Annotated in this window: 15 protein-coding genes; 6 read left to right on the forward strand and 9 right to left on the reverse strand. The window is 61.5% G+C overall.

Annotated elements, in window-relative coordinates; translation table 11 throughout:
* Window positions 1–35: 35 nt before the first annotated feature.
* Both HGO38_RS02710 and HGO38_RS02715 read right to left on the reverse strand, forming a co-directional pair.
* Window positions 36–872, reverse strand: a complete 837-nt coding sequence (locus tag HGO38_RS02710; RefSeq protein WP_250954369.1) for an ABC transporter permease — start codon at window positions 870–872, stop codon at window positions 36–38.
* A gap of 10 nt (window positions 873–882) precedes the next feature.
* Window positions 883–1803: an ABC transporter permease gene (locus HGO38_RS02715; protein WP_250954370.1), complete on the reverse strand. Its 921-nt coding sequence runs from the start codon at window positions 1801–1803 to the stop codon at window positions 883–885.
* A gap of 127 nt (window positions 1804–1930) precedes the next feature.
* On the opposite strand from HGO38_RS02715, the gene HGO38_RS02720 reads away from it, so the two are divergent.
* Window positions 1931–2827, forward strand: a complete 897-nt coding sequence (locus HGO38_RS02720) for a LysR substrate-binding domain-containing protein (protein WP_250954371.1) — start codon at window positions 1931–1933, stop codon at window positions 2825–2827.
* Window positions 2828–2942: 115 nt separating this feature from the next.
* Here HGO38_RS02720 and ribB read toward each other — a convergent pair whose 3' ends face one another.
* From ribB to HGO38_RS02755, 7 genes are all read right to left on the reverse strand, one after another.
* Complete coding sequence (gene ribB, locus HGO38_RS02725) at window positions 2943–3641, reverse strand: 3,4-dihydroxy-2-butanone-4-phosphate synthase (RefSeq protein WP_250954372.1); 699 nt, start codon at window positions 3639–3641, stop codon at window positions 2943–2945.
* A gap of 117 nt (window positions 3642–3758) precedes the next feature.
* On the reverse strand, window positions 3759–5720 hold the full coding sequence (locus tag HGO38_RS02730) for a TonB-dependent receptor domain-containing protein (protein ID WP_250954513.1): 1962 nt from the start codon (window positions 5718–5720) through the stop codon (window positions 3759–3761).
* Window positions 5721–6203: 483 nt separating this feature from the next.
* Window positions 6204–6707 carry a flavin reductase family protein gene (locus tag HGO38_RS02735; protein ID WP_250954373.1) on the reverse strand — a complete coding sequence of 168 codons (504 nt, stop codon included), beginning with the start codon at window positions 6705–6707 and terminating at the stop codon, window positions 6204–6206.
* Window positions 6708–7022: 315 nt separating this feature from the next.
* On the reverse strand, window positions 7023–8240 hold the full coding sequence (locus tag HGO38_RS02740) for an acyl-CoA dehydrogenase family protein (protein ID WP_250954374.1): 1218 nt from the start codon (window positions 8238–8240) through the stop codon (window positions 7023–7025).
* Between the two features lie 688 nt (window positions 8241–8928).
* Complete coding sequence (locus tag HGO38_RS02745; protein ID WP_250954375.1) at window positions 8929–9570, reverse strand: NADPH-dependent F420 reductase; 642 nt, start codon at window positions 9568–9570, stop codon at window positions 8929–8931.
* A 75-nt stretch (window positions 9571–9645) separates the two neighbouring features.
* Entirely contained in the window at window positions 9646–10512 is an 867-nt protein-coding gene (locus HGO38_RS02750) for a helix-turn-helix domain-containing protein (protein ID WP_250954376.1), read from the reverse strand.
* Window positions 10513–10977: 465 nt separating this feature from the next.
* Entirely contained in the window at window positions 10978–11814 is an 837-nt protein-coding gene (locus HGO38_RS02755; protein ID WP_250954377.1) for an IclR family transcriptional regulator domain-containing protein, read from the reverse strand.
* 224 nt (window positions 11815–12038) lie between these two features.
* Between HGO38_RS02755 and HGO38_RS02760 the strand changes: the two genes are divergently transcribed.
* From HGO38_RS02760 to HGO38_RS02780, 5 genes are all read left to right on the forward strand, one after another.
* Window positions 12039–12794, forward strand: a complete 756-nt coding sequence (locus tag HGO38_RS02760; RefSeq protein ID WP_250954378.1) for a maleate cis-trans isomerase family protein — start codon at window positions 12039–12041, stop codon at window positions 12792–12794.
* A gap of 20 nt (window positions 12795–12814) precedes the next feature.
* Window positions 12815–13966 carry a thiolase family protein gene (locus HGO38_RS02765; protein ID WP_250954379.1) on the forward strand — a complete coding sequence of 384 codons (1152 nt, stop codon included), beginning with the start codon at window positions 12815–12817 and terminating at the stop codon, window positions 13964–13966.
* Window positions 13966–14388, forward strand: a complete 423-nt coding sequence (locus HGO38_RS02770; protein ID WP_250954380.1) for a Zn-ribbon domain-containing OB-fold protein — start codon at window positions 13966–13968, stop codon at window positions 14386–14388. Before HGO38_RS02765 ends, HGO38_RS02770 begins: the two co-directional genes overlap by 1 nt.
* Window positions 14389–14427: 39 nt before the next feature.
* Complete coding sequence (locus tag HGO38_RS02775) at window positions 14428–15813, forward strand: 3-oxoacid CoA-transferase (protein WP_250954381.1); 1386 nt, start codon at window positions 14428–14430, stop codon at window positions 15811–15813.
* A gap of 109 nt (window positions 15814–15922) precedes the next feature.
* Window positions 15923–16351 (forward strand): SRPBCC family protein, encoded by a 429-nt coding sequence (locus tag HGO38_RS02780; protein ID WP_250954382.1) that lies wholly within the window; start codon window positions 15923–15925, stop codon window positions 16349–16351.
* The last annotated feature ends 310 nt before the right edge of the window (window positions 16352–16661 follow it).

The following is a 16661-nucleotide window of genomic DNA, read 5'->3' on the forward strand; positions in this document are numbered from 1 at the left end:
TTGCGTATTTGAACTGCGACGTCTTTCCGTGTTGTTCATGCGGCGCGGGCGCGCAGCATGGGGTCCAGCCTGTCCCGCAGCCAGTCGCCGACGATGCTCATCGACAGCGTGACGAGGAAGATCACCAGCCCGGGCCAGACCGAGATCCACCAGGCGGTCGACAGGTAGTCGCGACCGTCGCCGAGGATCTGGCCAAGGCTGGTCTGCGGCGCCTGGATGCCGAGGCCGAGAAAGCTCAGCGAGGTTTCGAGCAGAATGATCTGCGGGAATGTCAGGGTGACCTGAACGATCAGGGCGCTGGCCACATTCGGCAGCACGTGTTTCAGGTAAAGCCTAGTGTTACCGGCCCCGAGGGCGACGATCGCCTGGGCATAGGGCTGGCTGACGGCCGACAGCACGACGCCGCGCGACAGGCGGGCATATTTCTCCCAGCCATAGAGACCCATCAGGATGACGAACAGGGTCATGCTGTTGCCGAAGAAGGCAAGCAGCGTCAATGCGATCAGGATGAAGGGCAGGGAGGCCTGGAAGTCGACCAGCATCATCAGCGCTTCCTCGACCCAGCCGCGGAAATGGGCGGCGAGAAAGCCGATCAGCGAACCGAAGAGCGCGCCGATGATCGTGCCGGCCATCGCCACGGAGAGCGACATCTGAAGGCCGGCGATGACGCGGGCGACCATGTCGCGGCCGATGCGGTCGGTTCCCAGCGGGAAATCGGGATTGCCGCCGAGGAAGGCTGGTGGCTTTAGGCGGGCGAGAAGATTCTGCTGTGACATGCCATGGGCGGTGAAGACATTGCCGACGATGGCAACCAGCACGGCGACAGCAAGGACGACCACCGCAAAGGCGAGGACGGGGGACATGCGTTTCATTGTCTTGTCCTCAGTTCCGGACGCGAATGCGCGGGTCGAGCAGGCCGTAGAGCAGGTCGACGACGAAGTTGGCGAGTACCATGGTGACGGCCATGACCAGGGCCAGTCCCTGAACCACGGCCAGATCGCGGGATGATACCGCTGTCACCATCAGGCGGCCGACGCCCGGCCAGGCAAAGACGGTTTCGACCACGATGGCGCCGCCGATCAGTTCGCCGAGATTGAGGCCGATGATGGTCACCAGCGGAATGCTGGCATTTGGCAGCGCATGGAAGACGATGCGCTTCCAATAGCCGACACCCTTGGCGGCGGCGGCGCGGATATAGAGCTTGTCGAGCACTTCCAGCATGGCAGACCGGGTGAAGCGGGCGAGCGTGCCCGCGGTAAAGGTGGCAAGCGTCAGCGCGGGCATGATCAGGTGCCATATGGTGCCCGTGCCGGAACTGGGCAACCATTGCAGGGTCAGCGAAAACAGCAGGATGAGCAGGATTCCGAGGAAGAAGTTCGGCAACGCGAAACCGAAGACGGCGGTCGCCATGATCAGGTTGTCGAAGGCCGAGCCGCGCTTGATGGCGGCGAAAATTCCGGCCGGGACGCCGATCAGGATGGCGCCGACATAGGCAAACAGCCCGAGCATCAGCGTCCATGGCACACGCTCGGCGATGATGTCGATGACCTCCCGGCCGTCGCGATAGGATATGCCGAACTGGCCGGTCGCCATCTGGACGATGTAGCGGATATATTGCATCCAGAGCGGATCGTTGAGGCTCCACAATTCCCGGAACTGCTCGATTTCCTCCGTTGTGGCATCGGCGCCGACAAGTGCGGTCACGGGATCGCCCGATGTCCGCAATACGACGAATGTGAAGGTCACGACGAACCAAAGAGTGAGAACGGTTCGCAGTGTCTTAAGCAACCAGAAACGCGTCATAAACGCCCCGTTTTTTTGGGAGCCGAAGCTCCATCTGTTCCCATTTTCTTGACTTTTTTTTGAAACTAACCACAGGAATAAGTTATTATCTATTACAAAATAACGGCCTCATTGATATGTATGAGATATGAAATACGGCATCGAGTTTCGGCACCTTCAATATTTCACCTGCGTCGCGGAGGAGTTGCATTTCAGCCGCGCCGCCGACCGGCTCGGTATGGCGCAGGCGCCGCTCAGCCAGCAGATCCGTCAACTCGAGGAGCGCCTCGGCACGCCGCTGTTTCGCCGGACCACCCGGCGGGTTGAACTGACGCCGGCCGGCGAGATTTTCCTGCGCCACGCCCAGGAGATTCTGGGCGGAATCGACCGGGCCGTGACCCATACCCGGTCCATTTCCGGAGAGCACAGCGGAACGATGTCCGTCGGCGGCGTGCATGTGGCGCTCTCCCATGTCCTGCCGCCGATCATTGGAGAATTCCGCAAGCGTTACCCGGCAATGACGGTCGATGTGCAGGTGCTCGGCACGGCAAAACAGCTGGAACTGCTGCAAAGCGGCAAGATACAGGTCGCCTTCATCCGCCCGACCAACCCGGCCGGTTTCCTGAAGACCGAACATATCCTGCACGAGGGATTCGTCGCGGTTCTGCCGAGAGATCACCGGCTGGCACAGATGAGCAGCCTGACCGTCAAGGATTTTGCCGGCGAGCCGCTGATCACCTATGCGCCGCTGGTCGGTGCAAGCTATTATCACGCGATCATGGATGCGCTGCGTCGGGCAGGGGTCTATCCGGTCATCGTGCAGGAGGTGTCACACACGCTGGCGATCGGAACGCTGGTCGCGGCCGGCGTCGGCGTGGCGATCGCGCCGGCCTGGCTTGCCCACAATTCCAGCCCCTATCTCGTCTATCGCCCCCTCGATGATATTCCACCGGAGGTCGAACTGCTGGTCGCCTGGCATGCCGAAGAAAAGTCGAAGATTGTCTTGAATTTCATCGAGACGGCCCTCGGGGTATCCGTGGTGTAAGTCCCAGGGTCGATTGTGACCCGAACCGGGTCCGTGATTCCACACTGTTCCAGGTCCTGCCATGAGCGCCGCTGCAGTCGTCTGACGGGACCAGATCGTTACGCGCCGACAGCGATCAGCCGCTCAATCGGCAGTTTTGCGATGCTTGCCGCGGCACGGCCGCCAGGGGCAGGGCCAAGTCTTCGGCTGCATTTGCAAAGACAGGGGCCGCCCGACTGACATGGACGATAAGATCCTCGATGGTCACGAGATGCAGGTGATGCTTTCGGGCAAACACTTCCAAATCCGGTAGGCGCGCCATGGTGCCGTCATCGTTGGCGATTTCACAGATGACCCCGGACGGCGCCTTTCCGGCCAGGCGACAAAGCTCGATGGCAGCCTCCGTATGCCCCGGCCGGCCCAGGATGCCGGACGGGTTGGCGCGCAGCGGGAAGATATGGCCGGGGCGCGAGAAGTCTTCAGGCTCTGCTGTCGGATCAATCAGCGCCTTGATGGTTGCTGCACGATCGGCGGCCGAGATCCCCGTCGTCGTGCCGGGCAGATAGTCCACCGAGACGGTGAAGGCCGTCCCGAGAGAATCGGTGTTTTTCGGCACCATCAACGGGATGTCCAGGGCGTCCAGGCGTTTGCCCTCCATCGGCACGCAGATCAGGCCGCGGGCCTTGTTCATCATGAAGGCGATCTTTTCTGCCGTCACGTCTTGCGATGCGAAGATGAGGTCGCCTTCATTTTCGCGGTCCTGATCGTCAACGACGATGACCATGTCACCGCGTGCGATGGCGAGGATGGCGTCTTCAATCTTGGATACGGTCATGGGTGCGTCTTTCCAGGCAGGAGGAGTGGTGGAACGTCGATTGCGGGGTGGAGACACTCATGACATGGCCGTTGAGTGCTGCCTTTCTTCCCTTTCCAGACGGCGTTGACGAAGCCATCAGAACGTGACCCGCAATCCGGCATAAAAGGCGCGACGGTCGCCGGGAATATAGCCCAACGGATCGGTGAGGCCTAAGTCGGGAACAGAGTTGACCTTCATCAGTGCTCCCATCACTTCGTAGTCCGTGTCGAAAACGTTGGTGACGAGACCGAAGATCTCGGCGTTTTCACTGAGCTTGTAGCGCGCACTGAGGGAGAGAAGGGCATAGGGATCGGATTTCTCAAGCGTATTGTTCTCGTCGAACTGGGCATAGCTTCCGCTGACCGCCGTGACCGTGCCGCCGACATTCAGCCGGTCATTGACGGCGTAGTCGGCTGTCAGGCTCAAAACCTGGTTGGGGATGTTTGGCATTTCCGAGCCTTCCGGAACGGTGATGTGGCCTGTGGCATCGGCAGAGGGATTGTCCGAACTGAAGACGGAGAATGTCTCTTCGAACGTCGATTTCTGCAGGATATAATCGAGGCCGAAGGTCCAGGGGCCGGATGCCAGGGCGGCGTTGAAGCGCATTCCGCGACGCCAGGAATCTCCGACATTGCTGAACATCGGTCGTGTTTCCCGCAAGACGAGCCAATAGGTGTCCTCCGTCTGCTGGGAAAACAGCCGGAAATTCCAGGACAAGGTTGTGTCGCCGAATACGGTGTTCTGGGCGCGAATGCCGACTTCGAAATTGTCCGAATGCGTCTGATCAAGCGGTTCGTCCGCGGCAGGAAAGTTGGCGAACGCACAGGTTGAGGCCATGCTGCCGCACATCGTTCCAAATGGCGTCGGGGCCCGGCTTTCGCGGTTGTAGCCGGCGTAAGCCACCAAATCGTCCATCAACTTGTAGGTAAAGCCGATCGAGGGATCGAGGCTGTAGAATGTCTTGTGTTCGTTGAGGTCATAGTCGTAGGTCACATTCGTCATCGATGCGTTGTAGCGATCGAGATCGGAAACATTGAACCTCAGCGCGCCGCCGATCGTCAACCGATCGGTCACCGAGTACTGGTCTGCGGCGTAGAGCGAGAAATAAAGGGCATCCAGGTCCGCGGATGTCGACTGATAGATCCCCTGGTCGTTCGTATAGTCGAGACTGGTCGTATATTCGCCCAGGCTTTCCGTCACCAAACTGGAGGTCGACGATCCATCGAGGGCGATCCCCATGACGAAGTCGTTGGGCCGTCCCATCAGCGGTTCGCTGGTTCGCGCCTCGAGGGACCCGCCATAGGTGTCGGTTTCCTCGCTGTATTCGGTGAGAGAGGCGTAATGACCCGTCGCGGAATATAATGAGAAGCGATTTCCGCTCAGGTCCCGATACGGCGAGCCCATCATGTCACAGAGCGTGGTCGCATCGTCTGCACAGGCTTGCGGGGTTTCTCCATCCGCCCAGCTCTTTTCCCGTGACGAGTGTCCGACATAGGCTTTGCCGCTCAGGGTCCAACCGCTGTCCATCTCGTGTTCGCCCGACAGCTGCAACTTCCACCGTTCGTCGGCGTCGCCACTTGGCGACATGAAGGAGCTTGCGCGATCGGCCGCAAGCATTTCGATGGGTGTCAGACCTGCGCCCGATGAACTGCCGTCAAGGCCGCTTAACGTGAGGTGCAGATTCGTCGTTTCGTTTCGCCAGCCCAGGTCGCCATAGAGCTCCGACAGTTGGCCGTCGGTGTCATCGCGCCAGCTCGGATCCTTGATGGTGCTTCCAGCAAAATAGGCGGAATAGTTCTCGTTCGACTGGCCGGTCTGGACGGTCGCACGATAGCGTCCATAGGACCCTGCCATGCTTTGGATTTCTGTCCCATTATGATTGAAACCGTCAGGAGCTGGCCGAGGCTCGGCCAGATCGCCGAAGCCGAGGAGCGTCCGAGACGGCTTCAGCTCGCCGACCATGCCCGGCGGCATGACAAAGATAGGGTCGATATTGCCGATGGCCGCAGGCCCACCGAGCGGTGGCCCGAGATTGAAGGACTGGCTTGGAACGATCATGCTCAAGGGCGGCGGCGGGAGCCCTCTTGGCCCTCCGGGACGTGCCGTTTTGTCAACCCGTTCGGGGATTGGGCAGTCTTCGGTTGTCGGGGGGCCACGGCGGGGTGTTTGTCCTGCGGCACCACACGTTTGCGTCAGATCGACGTTGGGCGGAATTTGGCTGGTTTCTGCCTCTTTATCCGGCGTTTCCTGTGCGTATACGGCCGTGCCCGCCATCACCAGAGTGACGAGGCTGTAGGCTGCTGCAGCAAGGGGTAAGTCAGTCCATAAGCGCATTGAGCGTCCTCCCGACGTTGTGTGTGCGCGTTTCTGTTTTGGAAGATCGGTCGTCGGTGGCCCGTCTCGGCACGGACATGCATCCGTCGACGAGGGACCTGTCAGGGACCGCGCCCCGACCGCTGGTGGTTTTGGATCTTCAGAGTGATCAGCTACGGCTCGATCACAGCCCCGCAACCTTGCGACTTGCGACAGTCAACGGGCCGGTCAAGGGCACCGATATTCACGGCAACAGTAGACGAGTGCCCGCGCGCCTTCCGATTCCGCGGCCTCGTCCACTTCGGCGATGATGACCATATGGGTGCCGACAGACTGGGCGAAGGCAACCTCACAATGGAACACCGCCGTCGCCTCTTTCAGCTCGGGGATGCCGAAGCGGTCTGTCATCCAGTCGCCCATCTCGAACTTATCCGGCAAGAACGTCCCGAAACGGCCGGCGAAAGCGTCTGCGGTGGCGATGTGCTTGCGCGCGTTGAGCACGTTCAGCGTGAATCGCCGGTTTTCCTGGAGAGCCTGGCACGTGCGGGACGACTGGTTGAGGCAGATCAGCAAGGTCGGTCGGTCCCCATCGGCAGAGACGGAGCTCATGGCGGTGATCGTGATGCCGGCGCGTCCCGCCGGGCCGTCGGTTGCCACGATGCAGACGGGGGCCGCGACCCGGCCCATGCCCGACAGGAATTGCGATTTCAAGGCCGCCTTGTGATCGATCACAGTGGCCCCTGCTGTGCTCGACACAACAGGCGGAACGGGGTTTGCAGGGCCGGACGCGCCGGTCGCCAGGGGACCTGGGGAGGCGGCAGCGCATGCTGCTTTATCCTCACACGCTCCGGTGCAGGGAGCGCCCGACCTTGCGCAATCCTGTGCCGGTTGTCTTGATGCTCCGGTCTGACCCGGAGACGGGGCCGGGTCGGTCCCGGTACCCGCATCGCTCTGCGTGCGAACTTGGTGGTTCATGTTCATCTCCCAATGAGTGTCTCATGCGCTGTGCGTCCGGCGTCATCGCCCTCCCAGGCGCGCCGCATGCCTCTATGGTCGTTCTGGAAACTTCCGGGCCGCCATCTGCATTGCCGTACGGTCGAACTGCAGGCCGGGATTGGTGCGTGCCATGGAGATGTCGCGGTAGTACCGCTGCAGCCGTGAGCCGTTCTTTGCCGAAATGCTGGTGCCAGCCGCGCTGTAGAGGATCTGGACCGCGTCTTCGACCAGACGCGCGGCATGCTGCAGACCCGCCTGGATACGAAGATCGTCGAATTCCGTATAGGAGGCCGGTTCCTTCACGCCGCGCTCGCAATAATCGAGATAGGAGCGTGCACCGGCGGCCAGCGCATTCGAAGCCGCCTCGAGCATGCCGAGTGCAATGCCGTAGGGGCGGTGGAAGTCGGCCGCACCGGACATCGGAGGCCCGAGTTTCGGAGCCGCTGCCCTGAGGCCCATCACCCGCTCGAACTCGTCCAGAGCCGCAAATCCGGCGCCGACCAGGATCGAGGTGATTTCCGTCTGGAAAAAGCCGAACATGCGGCCGGAATACATCGAGTTGCCGTGCAGCTTGTACCCTTCGGTACCGCCGTCGATATTGATGGCGAAGAAGTTCTGGCGAACCAGCAGGGGCTTTGGAATCCATTGCTTGTCGACGCGGATGCTGTTCGAGCCGCTGGCGCGCATGCCGATGAAATCCCGCCAGTTGTCGATCAGCTCCCAGCCCGACCTCGGCACGATAGCGATCCCGAGTTCGGGCGGCCCACCGGTCGCAGGACCGGCGATGCGAACCCCGACGATGGCATGGGTGCTATAGGGCGAACCGGAGCAATAGTCCCAGGTTCCATCGATGATCCAGCCGTCGTCAGTTTCCGTGGCCAGTCCGCCGGGGATGCCGCGGGCCGGGGCTGCAAATTCCCCGTCATCGCCGAAAATGATGTCCTGGCCGTCCTTGTCGAACAGGGCGGCGGCGTTGAGGGCGTGACCGGACGCAAGGCACAGACACCAGCCCGTTCCGGGGCAGCCGCGCGCCACCTCGACGATGACGCGCGAAAAGACGGTCAGATCGAATTCATAACCGCCATACATGGCGGGCTGCAGGATTCGATAGAAGCCGGCCTCGCGGAACCGCTCGTGCATCTCGGGAGAATAGGTGCCCCGTTCTTCGGCGGCGGCCTGGTCTTCCAAAAGGAGCGGGCGCAGGTCTATCGCGCGCTGGATGATCTGTGCCGGTGTCAGATCGGGTTCCGGCTTTGCCAGGGGGGCCATCCGATTTGGATTTGTCTTCGTGGCGGATACCACGTTCAGTTTCTTGGTAGCGACCACGTAGATGCTCCTTTGTTTGAACTATTCCTGCATGGTGTCAGCGCCGTCTGAGACGAACAAGGATCAAGCAAAGTGCGTCCGTCGTGCGTACGGCATTTGGCTAAAGCTCTAAATATATTTGGAATAACAGTCTGTTATACGAGGGGTCCGGGTCCCGCCGCCAAGATCAGCGCCAGCAACCGTTGCGTGATGAGGCATGGAGGTTGAGCCGTCGGGGCGGCAAATGCCATTCGACATGAGGCGTGCGAAATTCACGCGCATGGGGCACGGCAGTGCGGCATGACATGCGGCACAACACTGGCACGGTCATGGAATGACGTGAGCCTGATCGGGATTGGATTGGAGCCTCTGCCGTCGATGCGCACGTGCAGGCCGGGCAGCAGGCGATCGACAATTTGCACCGAGCGCTTGACGCGGTGCTTGCGTTCGGCTGAACCGGGTATGCGACAGGGGAATAGGGGGATAGCGAAGCGCTCAAGGAAGGCGCTCAACGGTGTTCATGCTGGGGGAGTCGATTGTGATCGGTGGCCATTCGTGCGTCAGCGCCGTTGACACGCCAATCGCACACAATGCTGAGCGGGGCCCCATCCGGCTGTGCCGATGGGGATCCCGGTTTAGATCAAGGCGAAACTCAGTCCCGCGCTGCCTTGATCGCCGCTTCGGCTTCGGTTGGCGTATAGAGCTTGAACTTGTTGGCCAGCGGGCCGCCCATGGCGAAGAGCAAGCCACCTTCGTTTATGGCTCCCAGATCCACCGGCGTCGCGTTCAAATCGCGGATCAGCTGCGCGACGTCGTCCTTGGCTTTCGCATTCGAACCGGCGAGGAAAAGCACGCTTGCATCGTCGGCCGGCGGAAGCGCCTTGTCGAAGACCGGGATCGGTTCGTGATTGAAGGCCTTCACCAGGTTAGCGCCGGGCACATAGCCGGCAACGATCTCACTGGCGATCGCACCACCGATATCGATGACGTCTTCGGGCTTCGGGCCGAGCCGGTTGTTGGTGGCGTCGACCACGGTCTTTCCTTCCCAGGGCAGGCCCGCCGTGGCCTCGGCGGTCTGCGGCCAGCGCGTCGCCAGGATAATCACGTCGGCGGCCAGGACCATGTCACGGGGGGTGGCGGCGCTGGCATTCGGGCCGAGCGCCGAAACCAGATCCGTCAATGTTTCGGGTCCACGGGAATTCGACAGGATCACCCGCCAGCCACCGTTGATCGCCTTTGGTGCGAGCATTTGGGCAAGGCGGCCTGCGCCCAGAAATCCGAGTGTTTTGGTCATGCTGTGTCCTTCCTGTCAGCCAATAGGCGACGCTGCCGAGGCGAGAGCCTCGAAAGCGCGCCATGATTGGACCAATCAAGCAAGGGCCAGGCGGTGGGGCAAGCGATCATAGCCGCCTGTCCGCATGGTGTATAACGTCGAATAGACGGGGGAGTCCGGTGCCGGTACGCCGGTGTTGTCACACAGCTGGTGCTCAATGCGGTCCCTGGCCGCGAGCAAGGGTTCACGCAGGTGCTGCATCGCTTCGTCGATGGTGAACATGTTGGCCCGCCAGATGACATTCATGCAGGCGAGCACCTTGCCATTGCGACGAATAGGGGCGGCGAGACTGGCACATCGCGGATGCGGTTGCTCCGCACAGGCGCTGACGCCATCGCGGCGGCCAGCCTCGATGATGTCGTCGATGAACACCCGGTCGCGGGCGCGACGATCATCGGTATCGGTGGAATTGCTGAGGGCGCACAGAATCGCCTGGCGCTCGTCATCCGGGCAGTGGCTCAGATAGGCACGACCCAGCGGGCTCAGCAGCATGGAACGCCGATGGCCGACCATGCCCACGTCGCATGACATGGGGCTGATGCGATGCGTGGTCCGCTGGATGACCATGGTCGACCGCTGGCAAACAGCGATGTCCGATGGCCAGATGACCTCCGAGGTCAAATCCTGCAGGGCCGGTACGGCGATCTCATCGATCCAGTCATGCCCGACATCGGTCCGGTTGCCAGCCAGCCGTTGCACGCCGGAGCTCAGACGATACTCGTCCCCGAGCTGGCTGTGATAGACCAGGTTGAGTTCGCTCAATGTCTCGAGAATGCGATGAACGGTCGGACGCGGAAGATTGACCTGTTCGGCAATTTCCGGCGGCGCCGCTCCTTTGACCGTGTTGAGGTACTGCAGCACCTCGATACCGCGCTCAAGAGCCCTGATATTCTTGTAAGTCATGGTTTCCTCCTCCCATTTCGTCGTTCTTTGCGAAGGCATGCCTCCTGGTCCCACCCTGTCAAACCTCCCGAAAACCGTTAAGGCCTCCGCTTTGACGGGCCGTGACCCATGCATTCACTCGGTGTTTATAACGCGTCGTCTGCCGAAAGTGGGTACACCAGGCGGACGGTGCCCAATTCGCAGCCGAAACGCTGAAAAAACGGCCCGAAAGCGCATCGGATGTCACCCTCCTGTGCACCCATGCTGCCGTTTTGCAACCATCGCTGCGTATCGCTGTGACCGGTACAATTCTGTATCGGACCTTGGCAATGGCCGATGACATGCAAAAATTCTGTCGCTCGTGGCTTACACTCCTCTGCCCGTGGGACTGTCGGCGCAGGACGCGCCGACCCGTCGCAGCATACCGGTGCACGCAACCCGTTCCTCAAGCGCGGTTGCGTGCACCATATCGGTCGGATCCGTCTTTCAAGCGTGCTCGTGCTGCGGACCACGCTGCGCCGGCCTGAAGGCAGGCTCCGGGGCGCGCCGGTCGGCGGCGTCGCGCTTGAGCTTCTGTTCAATGGCATCTTGCGCTCTCTGCAGTGCCGGCAGGAACCGCTCCAATCCGTCTTGCATCTTCACCGCACTCGGGATCCAGATGATGCTCAGACAGGCCAGCACACGCTCATCATGACGAATGGGAGCGGCGATGGCTGCGATCTGCGGATAAGAGCTCCGCCGCTCGACGGCGTAGCCGTCGCTGCGGATCTTGGCGATCATGTCCCGGGTATGGGCGCCGCAGTGGCTGTTGGGATCGACATGATCGCCAAAGCGCCCGAGATGTTCGAGAATCTGCACGCGCTGCTGCTGCGGGCAGAAGGCCAGGTAGGCGAGGCCGCAGGCACTCGTCAGCATCGAGCGATGGCTGTCGTCGAAATCCAGCAGCTTGATGTGAAACGGGTTCAGCGAATGGGTCGTATCCCGCTTGAGCATTGAGCAGCTATAGGTGTCGAAGGTGGTGATTTCGCTGGTCCAGACCACTTCCTTCTGCAGTTCCAGCAGAATGGGTTCGGCGGCCCAGAGCGCCCACACATCGTCCGTCAGCCCCTCTTTCAGGGCGCGTGTGGCGATGGTCGGGCGATACACCCCGTCCTTGCCAAGCGAGATGAGACCGCTTTTCTCAAGCGTCCCGAGTAGTCGATAGATCGTTGGTCGCGATAGCCCAAAATGCGCGACCGTCGTCTGTTTTGTCGCGCCACCGGTTTCGCTCAGAAACTCGAGCAAGCGTAGTCCACGAGACAAAGCCCTTATGTTATCTGTCATGTTGCACCTCCCATGTAGAGAGTGAGCCTTCACTTAACTTCTGTCAATCGAGGTGCATTTCGATGCGCCGGCGCGCTGAAGGCCGACGATTGTTGGCTTGGCGTATCACCTTGGCCATTCACCAGGCGGACGAGTGCCAGTCGGGAGTTGGCTCCTGGCGCCTTCACGATCAGAGATGAACGCGTTGATGCACCAGCTGGTGCATATGTCTTTGTGGAGTGAAAATGGCAGGTGCGGATACCAATTCCGGTGTCGGGAAGGGCTATGGGTGGCGCCTGAGTTTGGGCATGCTGTTGCCGTCGAGCAATCCGGTGGCCGAACCGGAAGTGACACGCATGCTGCCGGAGGGCGTTTCGCTGCTGACGACCCGGCTCAAGCTCGCGGGCAGCACCCGCGAGGATCTGCTGGGGATGACCCGTGACGTCGAAAGCGCCGTCGCGCTGTTGTGCGACGCAGGCGCGGATCGGATCGTCTTCAACTGTACCGCAGTGTCGACCTTCGACGTGGCAATGGGGGACGTGCTTCGCGAGCGCATCGAAAAGGTCGCGGCCCGGCCGGCGACCAGTACGGCGGACGCCGTCATTGGCGCGCTCAAAGCTCTCGGTGCGAAGCGGATCGGGCTCATCACACCCTATATATCGGCCGTCGTGGAGCGCGAGATCGCGTTCCTTAAGCACCACGGTTTCGAGGTGGTGCGCTCTGTCGGTCGGGATCTTGTCGAAGGCAAGGCGATGTCCAGCGTGGAACCGGGTCAGTGGTACCGCTGGACGATGGACAATGCGGACTGCGGCGCCGACGCCTACTTCCTGAGCTGCACCGCCATTCGCGTCATCGACATCATCCCCCATCTCGAGCGTGACCTCGGCGCGCCTGTGGTCACCAGCAATCAGGCCATGCTCTGGTGGTGCCTGCGCCATGCCGGATTGCAGGACAGTCCCGAGGCATTTGGTCGCCTGTTCACCAAGCGCTTGCCTGTCTGAAGACGTTGAGGACATTTGATATGAGTATTCGTGGTAAGGCCTTCATTGTGGGGGCATACGAGCATCCGGGACGCAATCTGCCGGATCATTCGGTGCAGCAGATCCATGCCGAATCGGCGATTGGCGCGCTTACAGATGCCGGGCTCTCGCTGCAGGACGTCGACGGTTATTTCAGCACCGGCCAGCTCGGGTTCGGCGGCATCTCGATGGCCGAATATCTCGGCCTGAAGCTTAGCTATATCGATTCCACCTTCACCGGCGGCTCCTCCTATATCGCACATGTCGGCCATGCTGCGGCCGCCATTGCCGCAGGAAAGTGCAAGGTCGCGCTGATCACGCAGGGCGCGAAGGTACGGGGTGTCATTCGAGGTGCCAAACATACGGCCGATACCCCGGAATTTCCGTTCGAGACGGTCTATGGCGAAACCAATGCCGCCGTCTATGCGCTGGCTGCCCGTCGGCACATGCATGAATACGGCACCACGCCTGAACAGATGGCCGCCGTCAAGGTCGCGGCGGCTGGCTATGCCCAGCACAATCCGAATGCGCTGTTGCGCAAGAGCGTGTCCATCGACGACGTCCTCAATTCGCCTGTAATCGCCGATCCGCTGCATCGTCTGGATTGCTGCGTGGTCACCGATGGTGGCGGCGCTCTCGTTCTGGCGGCGCCCGACGTGGCGCGAAGCTTGAAACGTCCGGGGGTCAAGGTCCTGGGCCATGGCGAGGCGATCCGGCACGGGGGGAGTGGGCCGAGCGACTTCGCCAGCACGGCGGCCGCTTTTTCCGGGTCGCGCGCCTTCGCAGAAGCGGGCGTCAGCCCTTTCGATATCCGATATGCGTCGATCTACGATTCGTTCACGATCACGGTCATCATGACCCTGGAGGATCTCGGCTTCTGCGCCAAAGGCGAAGGCGGAGCCTTCGTGGCCAGCGGCGCCCTGGGGCTGGATGGCATTCTGCCGATCAACACCGATGGCGGCGGCCTCTGCAACAACCATCCCGGCTATCAGGGCGGCATGGTGCGAACGATCGAAGCCGTGCGCCAGCTGCGCGGCGAAGCCAATCCGAACACACAGGTCAAAAACTGCAGCATTGCGCTGGCGCACGGCACCGGCGGCGGCATGTCGCGCCATGCCAGCGTCACGCTGGTGCTGGGGCAGGAGGACGCATGATGAGCGACAGTCAACACACGGACACTCTTCCCATTCCCGTGCCGGTGGTCTTTCCGGAAACCGAGCCGTTCTGGAAAGGCGCGCGGAAAGGCATCCTGCTTTTGCCGTTCTGCGGCCACTGCGCCAAGGCGGTTTGGTATCCCAAGGCAGTCTGCAATGCCTGTGGCAGCTCCGAGCTGGATTGGCGGGAGGCATCGGGGCTTGGCCAGATCTACAGCTTCACCGAAGTCTTCAAGGGTGAGGGGGCCTATCGGGAGACGCCGAGCTACATCCTTGCCCTGATCGATCTCGACGAGGGCGTGCGCATGCTCAGCAACATTGTCGAGTATGGCGCCGCGCCGCTGCACATCGGACAGCGCGTACAGGTGGTGTTCCACAACGGCAGCGACGATACGGCGCTCCCCCGGTTCAAGCCGGTTTGACGGGTTCGATGGCATTCATTTTCAGTGAAAGGAGAAGGCATGGATAAGGTCTTCAACAGTGCGACCGATGCGGTGGCGGATATCAATGACGGAGCGGCGATCGCGATTGCCGGTTTTGGCGTCGGCCATTCCTATCCCAACAGCCTCGTCGTGGCATTGCAGGCGCAAGGGGCCAAGCACCTCTCGATCATCGCCAACTCCCTTGGGGCCGGCGGGGACTTTCGCCCGCAGATCCTGGTGCAGAACGGCCAGGTGCGCCGGCTCGTCCTGTCCTTCTCGGTCCGTCCGGGCATGCCTTCACCGGAAGAGGAAAAGATCGCCGCCGGTGAAATTGCGCTGGAGATGGTGCCTCAGGGCATCCTCGTCGAGCGGTTGCGGGCGGCTGGCGCCGGTTTGCCGGCCTTTTACAGCCCGGTCACGGTCGGAACCCCGCTTCAGGACGGCAAGGAAGTGCGCCGGTTTGGCGACCACGACTACGTGCTCGAACACGCCCTGCCTGTCGATGTCGCCCTGATCCGCGGCCACCGGGCCGATCGGTTCGGCAATGTCGAGTTTCGCGGCAGCAGTGCGCATTTCCATGCCAGTTTCGCCAAGGCGGCCAAGCTTGTGATCGTCGAAGTCGAAGAGATCGTCGAGGCCGGCGAGATCTCACCGGAACGGGTGGGATTGCCCGGCATCTACGTGTCGCGGGTGGTGCGCACCAGCACCAAATACCCGCCGCCGACGGGCCGCATGGGCCGCCGTGCACCCGACAGCGGGCGCGAATATTTCGGCAAACCGGCTCTGACCCGCTCCAACATGGCGCGCCGCGCCGCCGCGCTCCTGCCGGAAGGCGGTTATGTCAATCTCGGTTCGGGTCTGCCGACGCTGGTGGCCGCCCATACGAAAGACAAATCCATCCTGCTTCACGCGGAAAATGGCGCGCTCGGCTACGATCTGCTGGACGACCCGACGCAGTTCGACGTCGACTTCTTCGACGCGGCCGGCAACTTCATCAAGATGCGTCCCGGCGGGGCGCTGTTTGAGAGCGTCGGCTCTTTCGAAATCGCCCGTTCGGGCAAGCTTTCGGCCGTCCTTCTGGGCGCCTACCAGGTCAGCGAAAAGGGCGATCTTGCCAATTGGGCCGTGCCCGGCCAGTCCGGCGGCGGCATTGGCGGTGCCATGGACCTGGCGTCCTCCGGCAGCCAGGTGATCGTTCTGATGGAGCATTGCGACGGCAAGGGCCAGCCAAAGCTGGTGCGCGACTGTGCGTACCCGCTCACAGCACCCGGCTGCGTGGACATGGTGATCACAGACCTGGCGCTGCTGGTCCGCAAGGGAAATGGGTTCGAAGTGACCGAGATTGCAGAGGGCTTCAGCCCGGATGAAATCCGCGCATTGACCCCGATCGACATCACATTTGCCGCTTCGATCGGGTCGATGTGACGCTGCCAAATGTGCCGCCCGGCAGCCAGCCGGATGCTGGGGAGACGGCGGCATCCCGTGTTTCAACCATCCATGTTGTTCCGACATGGAAATATCAGTGGAGACTAAAATGAGACTATCTCAGTCCGTTGAATTGAAGGCCCCTGCCTCGGAGGTCTGGACGTTTGTCAGTGACTTCTACAACTTTCAAACCTGGCAGCCTCATATCGAGTCGACGGCTCGGGGACCGGCGTCCGGCGAGCGCATCGTCAAGATGAAGCGGGGCAACACGATCCTCGATCGCATTGCCGTGCTCGACAACGAAAAGCGCACGCTGGCCTACGAGATGGTGCCGAACCAGGAACTGCCTCCAGGTGCGCCGAAGCTCGAAGGCTTCCTCGCGACCTTCATCGTCAACGAGGCCGGCTCCGGCTCCGAGGTCGAATATTCGATCGCCGTCGAGGTGCCGAGTGCCATTCAGGAAATGGCTGAAAAGGGCATCGGCAGCGACATCGCCGGCGCCTTGCAGGGCCTCAAGGACAAGTTCGGGGCAGTCTGACGTTTCCTCCCCACGACTTCCGGCAGGAAGTCGTTGCGCCGCCGCTCGCAAGAGCGGCGGCTTTTTTTTGTTTGACCGAGAGCCCAAATCGCGCCCTTGCCATTGCGTGAAGGTCCTCCTGCCGAGCGCTGCGCACCAAACGTGGCCGACGCCGCGCGGTTGATGGATGTTCGGATTAAGCCCGGCGGATTATTCGTGGACCGGTGTTGAACCAAGCAGGTTGCGATCGGGTCATCAGCACAGGCTGGGCGGGGAGCCCTGGTAAGGTAATGGCGATCGTCATCGTCGCTGGCCTGGGCCATATCTGGGA

This window comes from Rhizobium sp. CG5 (assembly GCF_023701945.1).
Taxonomy (GTDB): domain Bacteria; phylum Pseudomonadota; class Alphaproteobacteria; order Rhizobiales; family Rhizobiaceae; genus Allorhizobium.

What these genes read in the sequence shown, in the direction of transcription:
- HGO38_RS02710 (WP_250954369.1), bottom strand. Translation starts at nt 872, where the DNA reads ATGAAACGCATGTCCCCCGTCCTCGCCTTTGCGGTGGTCGTCCTTGCT.
- HGO38_RS02715 (WP_250954370.1), bottom strand. Translation starts at nt 1,803, where the DNA reads ATGACGCGTTTCTGGTTGCTTAAGACACTGCGAACCGTTCTCACTCTT.
- HGO38_RS02720 (WP_250954371.1), top strand. Translation starts at nt 1,931, where the DNA reads ATGAAATACGGCATCGAGTTTCGGCACCTTCAATATTTCACCTGCGTC.
- ribB (WP_250954372.1), bottom strand. Translation starts at nt 3,641, where the DNA reads ATGACCGTATCCAAGATTGAAGACGCCATCCTCGCCATCGCACGCGGT.
- HGO38_RS02730 (WP_250954513.1), bottom strand. Translation starts at nt 5,720, where the DNA reads ATGATCGTTCCAAGCCAGTCCTTCAATCTCGGGCCACCGCTCGGTGGG.
- HGO38_RS02740 (WP_250954374.1), bottom strand. Translation starts at nt 8,240, where the DNA reads ATGGCCCCCCTGGCAAAGCCGGAACCCGATCTGACACCGGCACAGATC.
- HGO38_RS02745 (WP_250954375.1), bottom strand. Translation starts at nt 9,570, where the DNA reads ATGACCAAAACACTCGGATTTCTGGGCGCAGGCCGCCTTGCCCAAATG.
- HGO38_RS02750 (WP_250954376.1), bottom strand. Translation starts at nt 10,512, where the DNA reads ATGACTTACAAGAATATCAGGGCTCTTGAGCGCGGTATCGAGGTGCTG.
- HGO38_RS02755 (WP_250954377.1), bottom strand. Translation starts at nt 11,814, where the DNA reads ATGACAGATAACATAAGGGCTTTGTCTCGTGGACTACGCTTGCTCGAG.
- HGO38_RS02760 (WP_250954378.1), top strand. Translation starts at nt 12,039, where the DNA reads ATGGCAGGTGCGGATACCAATTCCGGTGTCGGGAAGGGCTATGGGTGG.
- HGO38_RS02765 (WP_250954379.1), top strand. Translation starts at nt 12,815, where the DNA reads ATGAGTATTCGTGGTAAGGCCTTCATTGTGGGGGCATACGAGCATCCG.
- HGO38_RS02770 (WP_250954380.1), top strand. Translation starts at nt 13,966, where the DNA reads ATGAGCGACAGTCAACACACGGACACTCTTCCCATTCCCGTGCCGGTG.
- HGO38_RS02775 (WP_250954381.1), top strand. Translation starts at nt 14,428, where the DNA reads ATGGATAAGGTCTTCAACAGTGCGACCGATGCGGTGGCGGATATCAAT.
- HGO38_RS02780 (WP_250954382.1), top strand. Translation starts at nt 15,923, where the DNA reads ATGAGACTATCTCAGTCCGTTGAATTGAAGGCCCCTGCCTCGGAGGTC.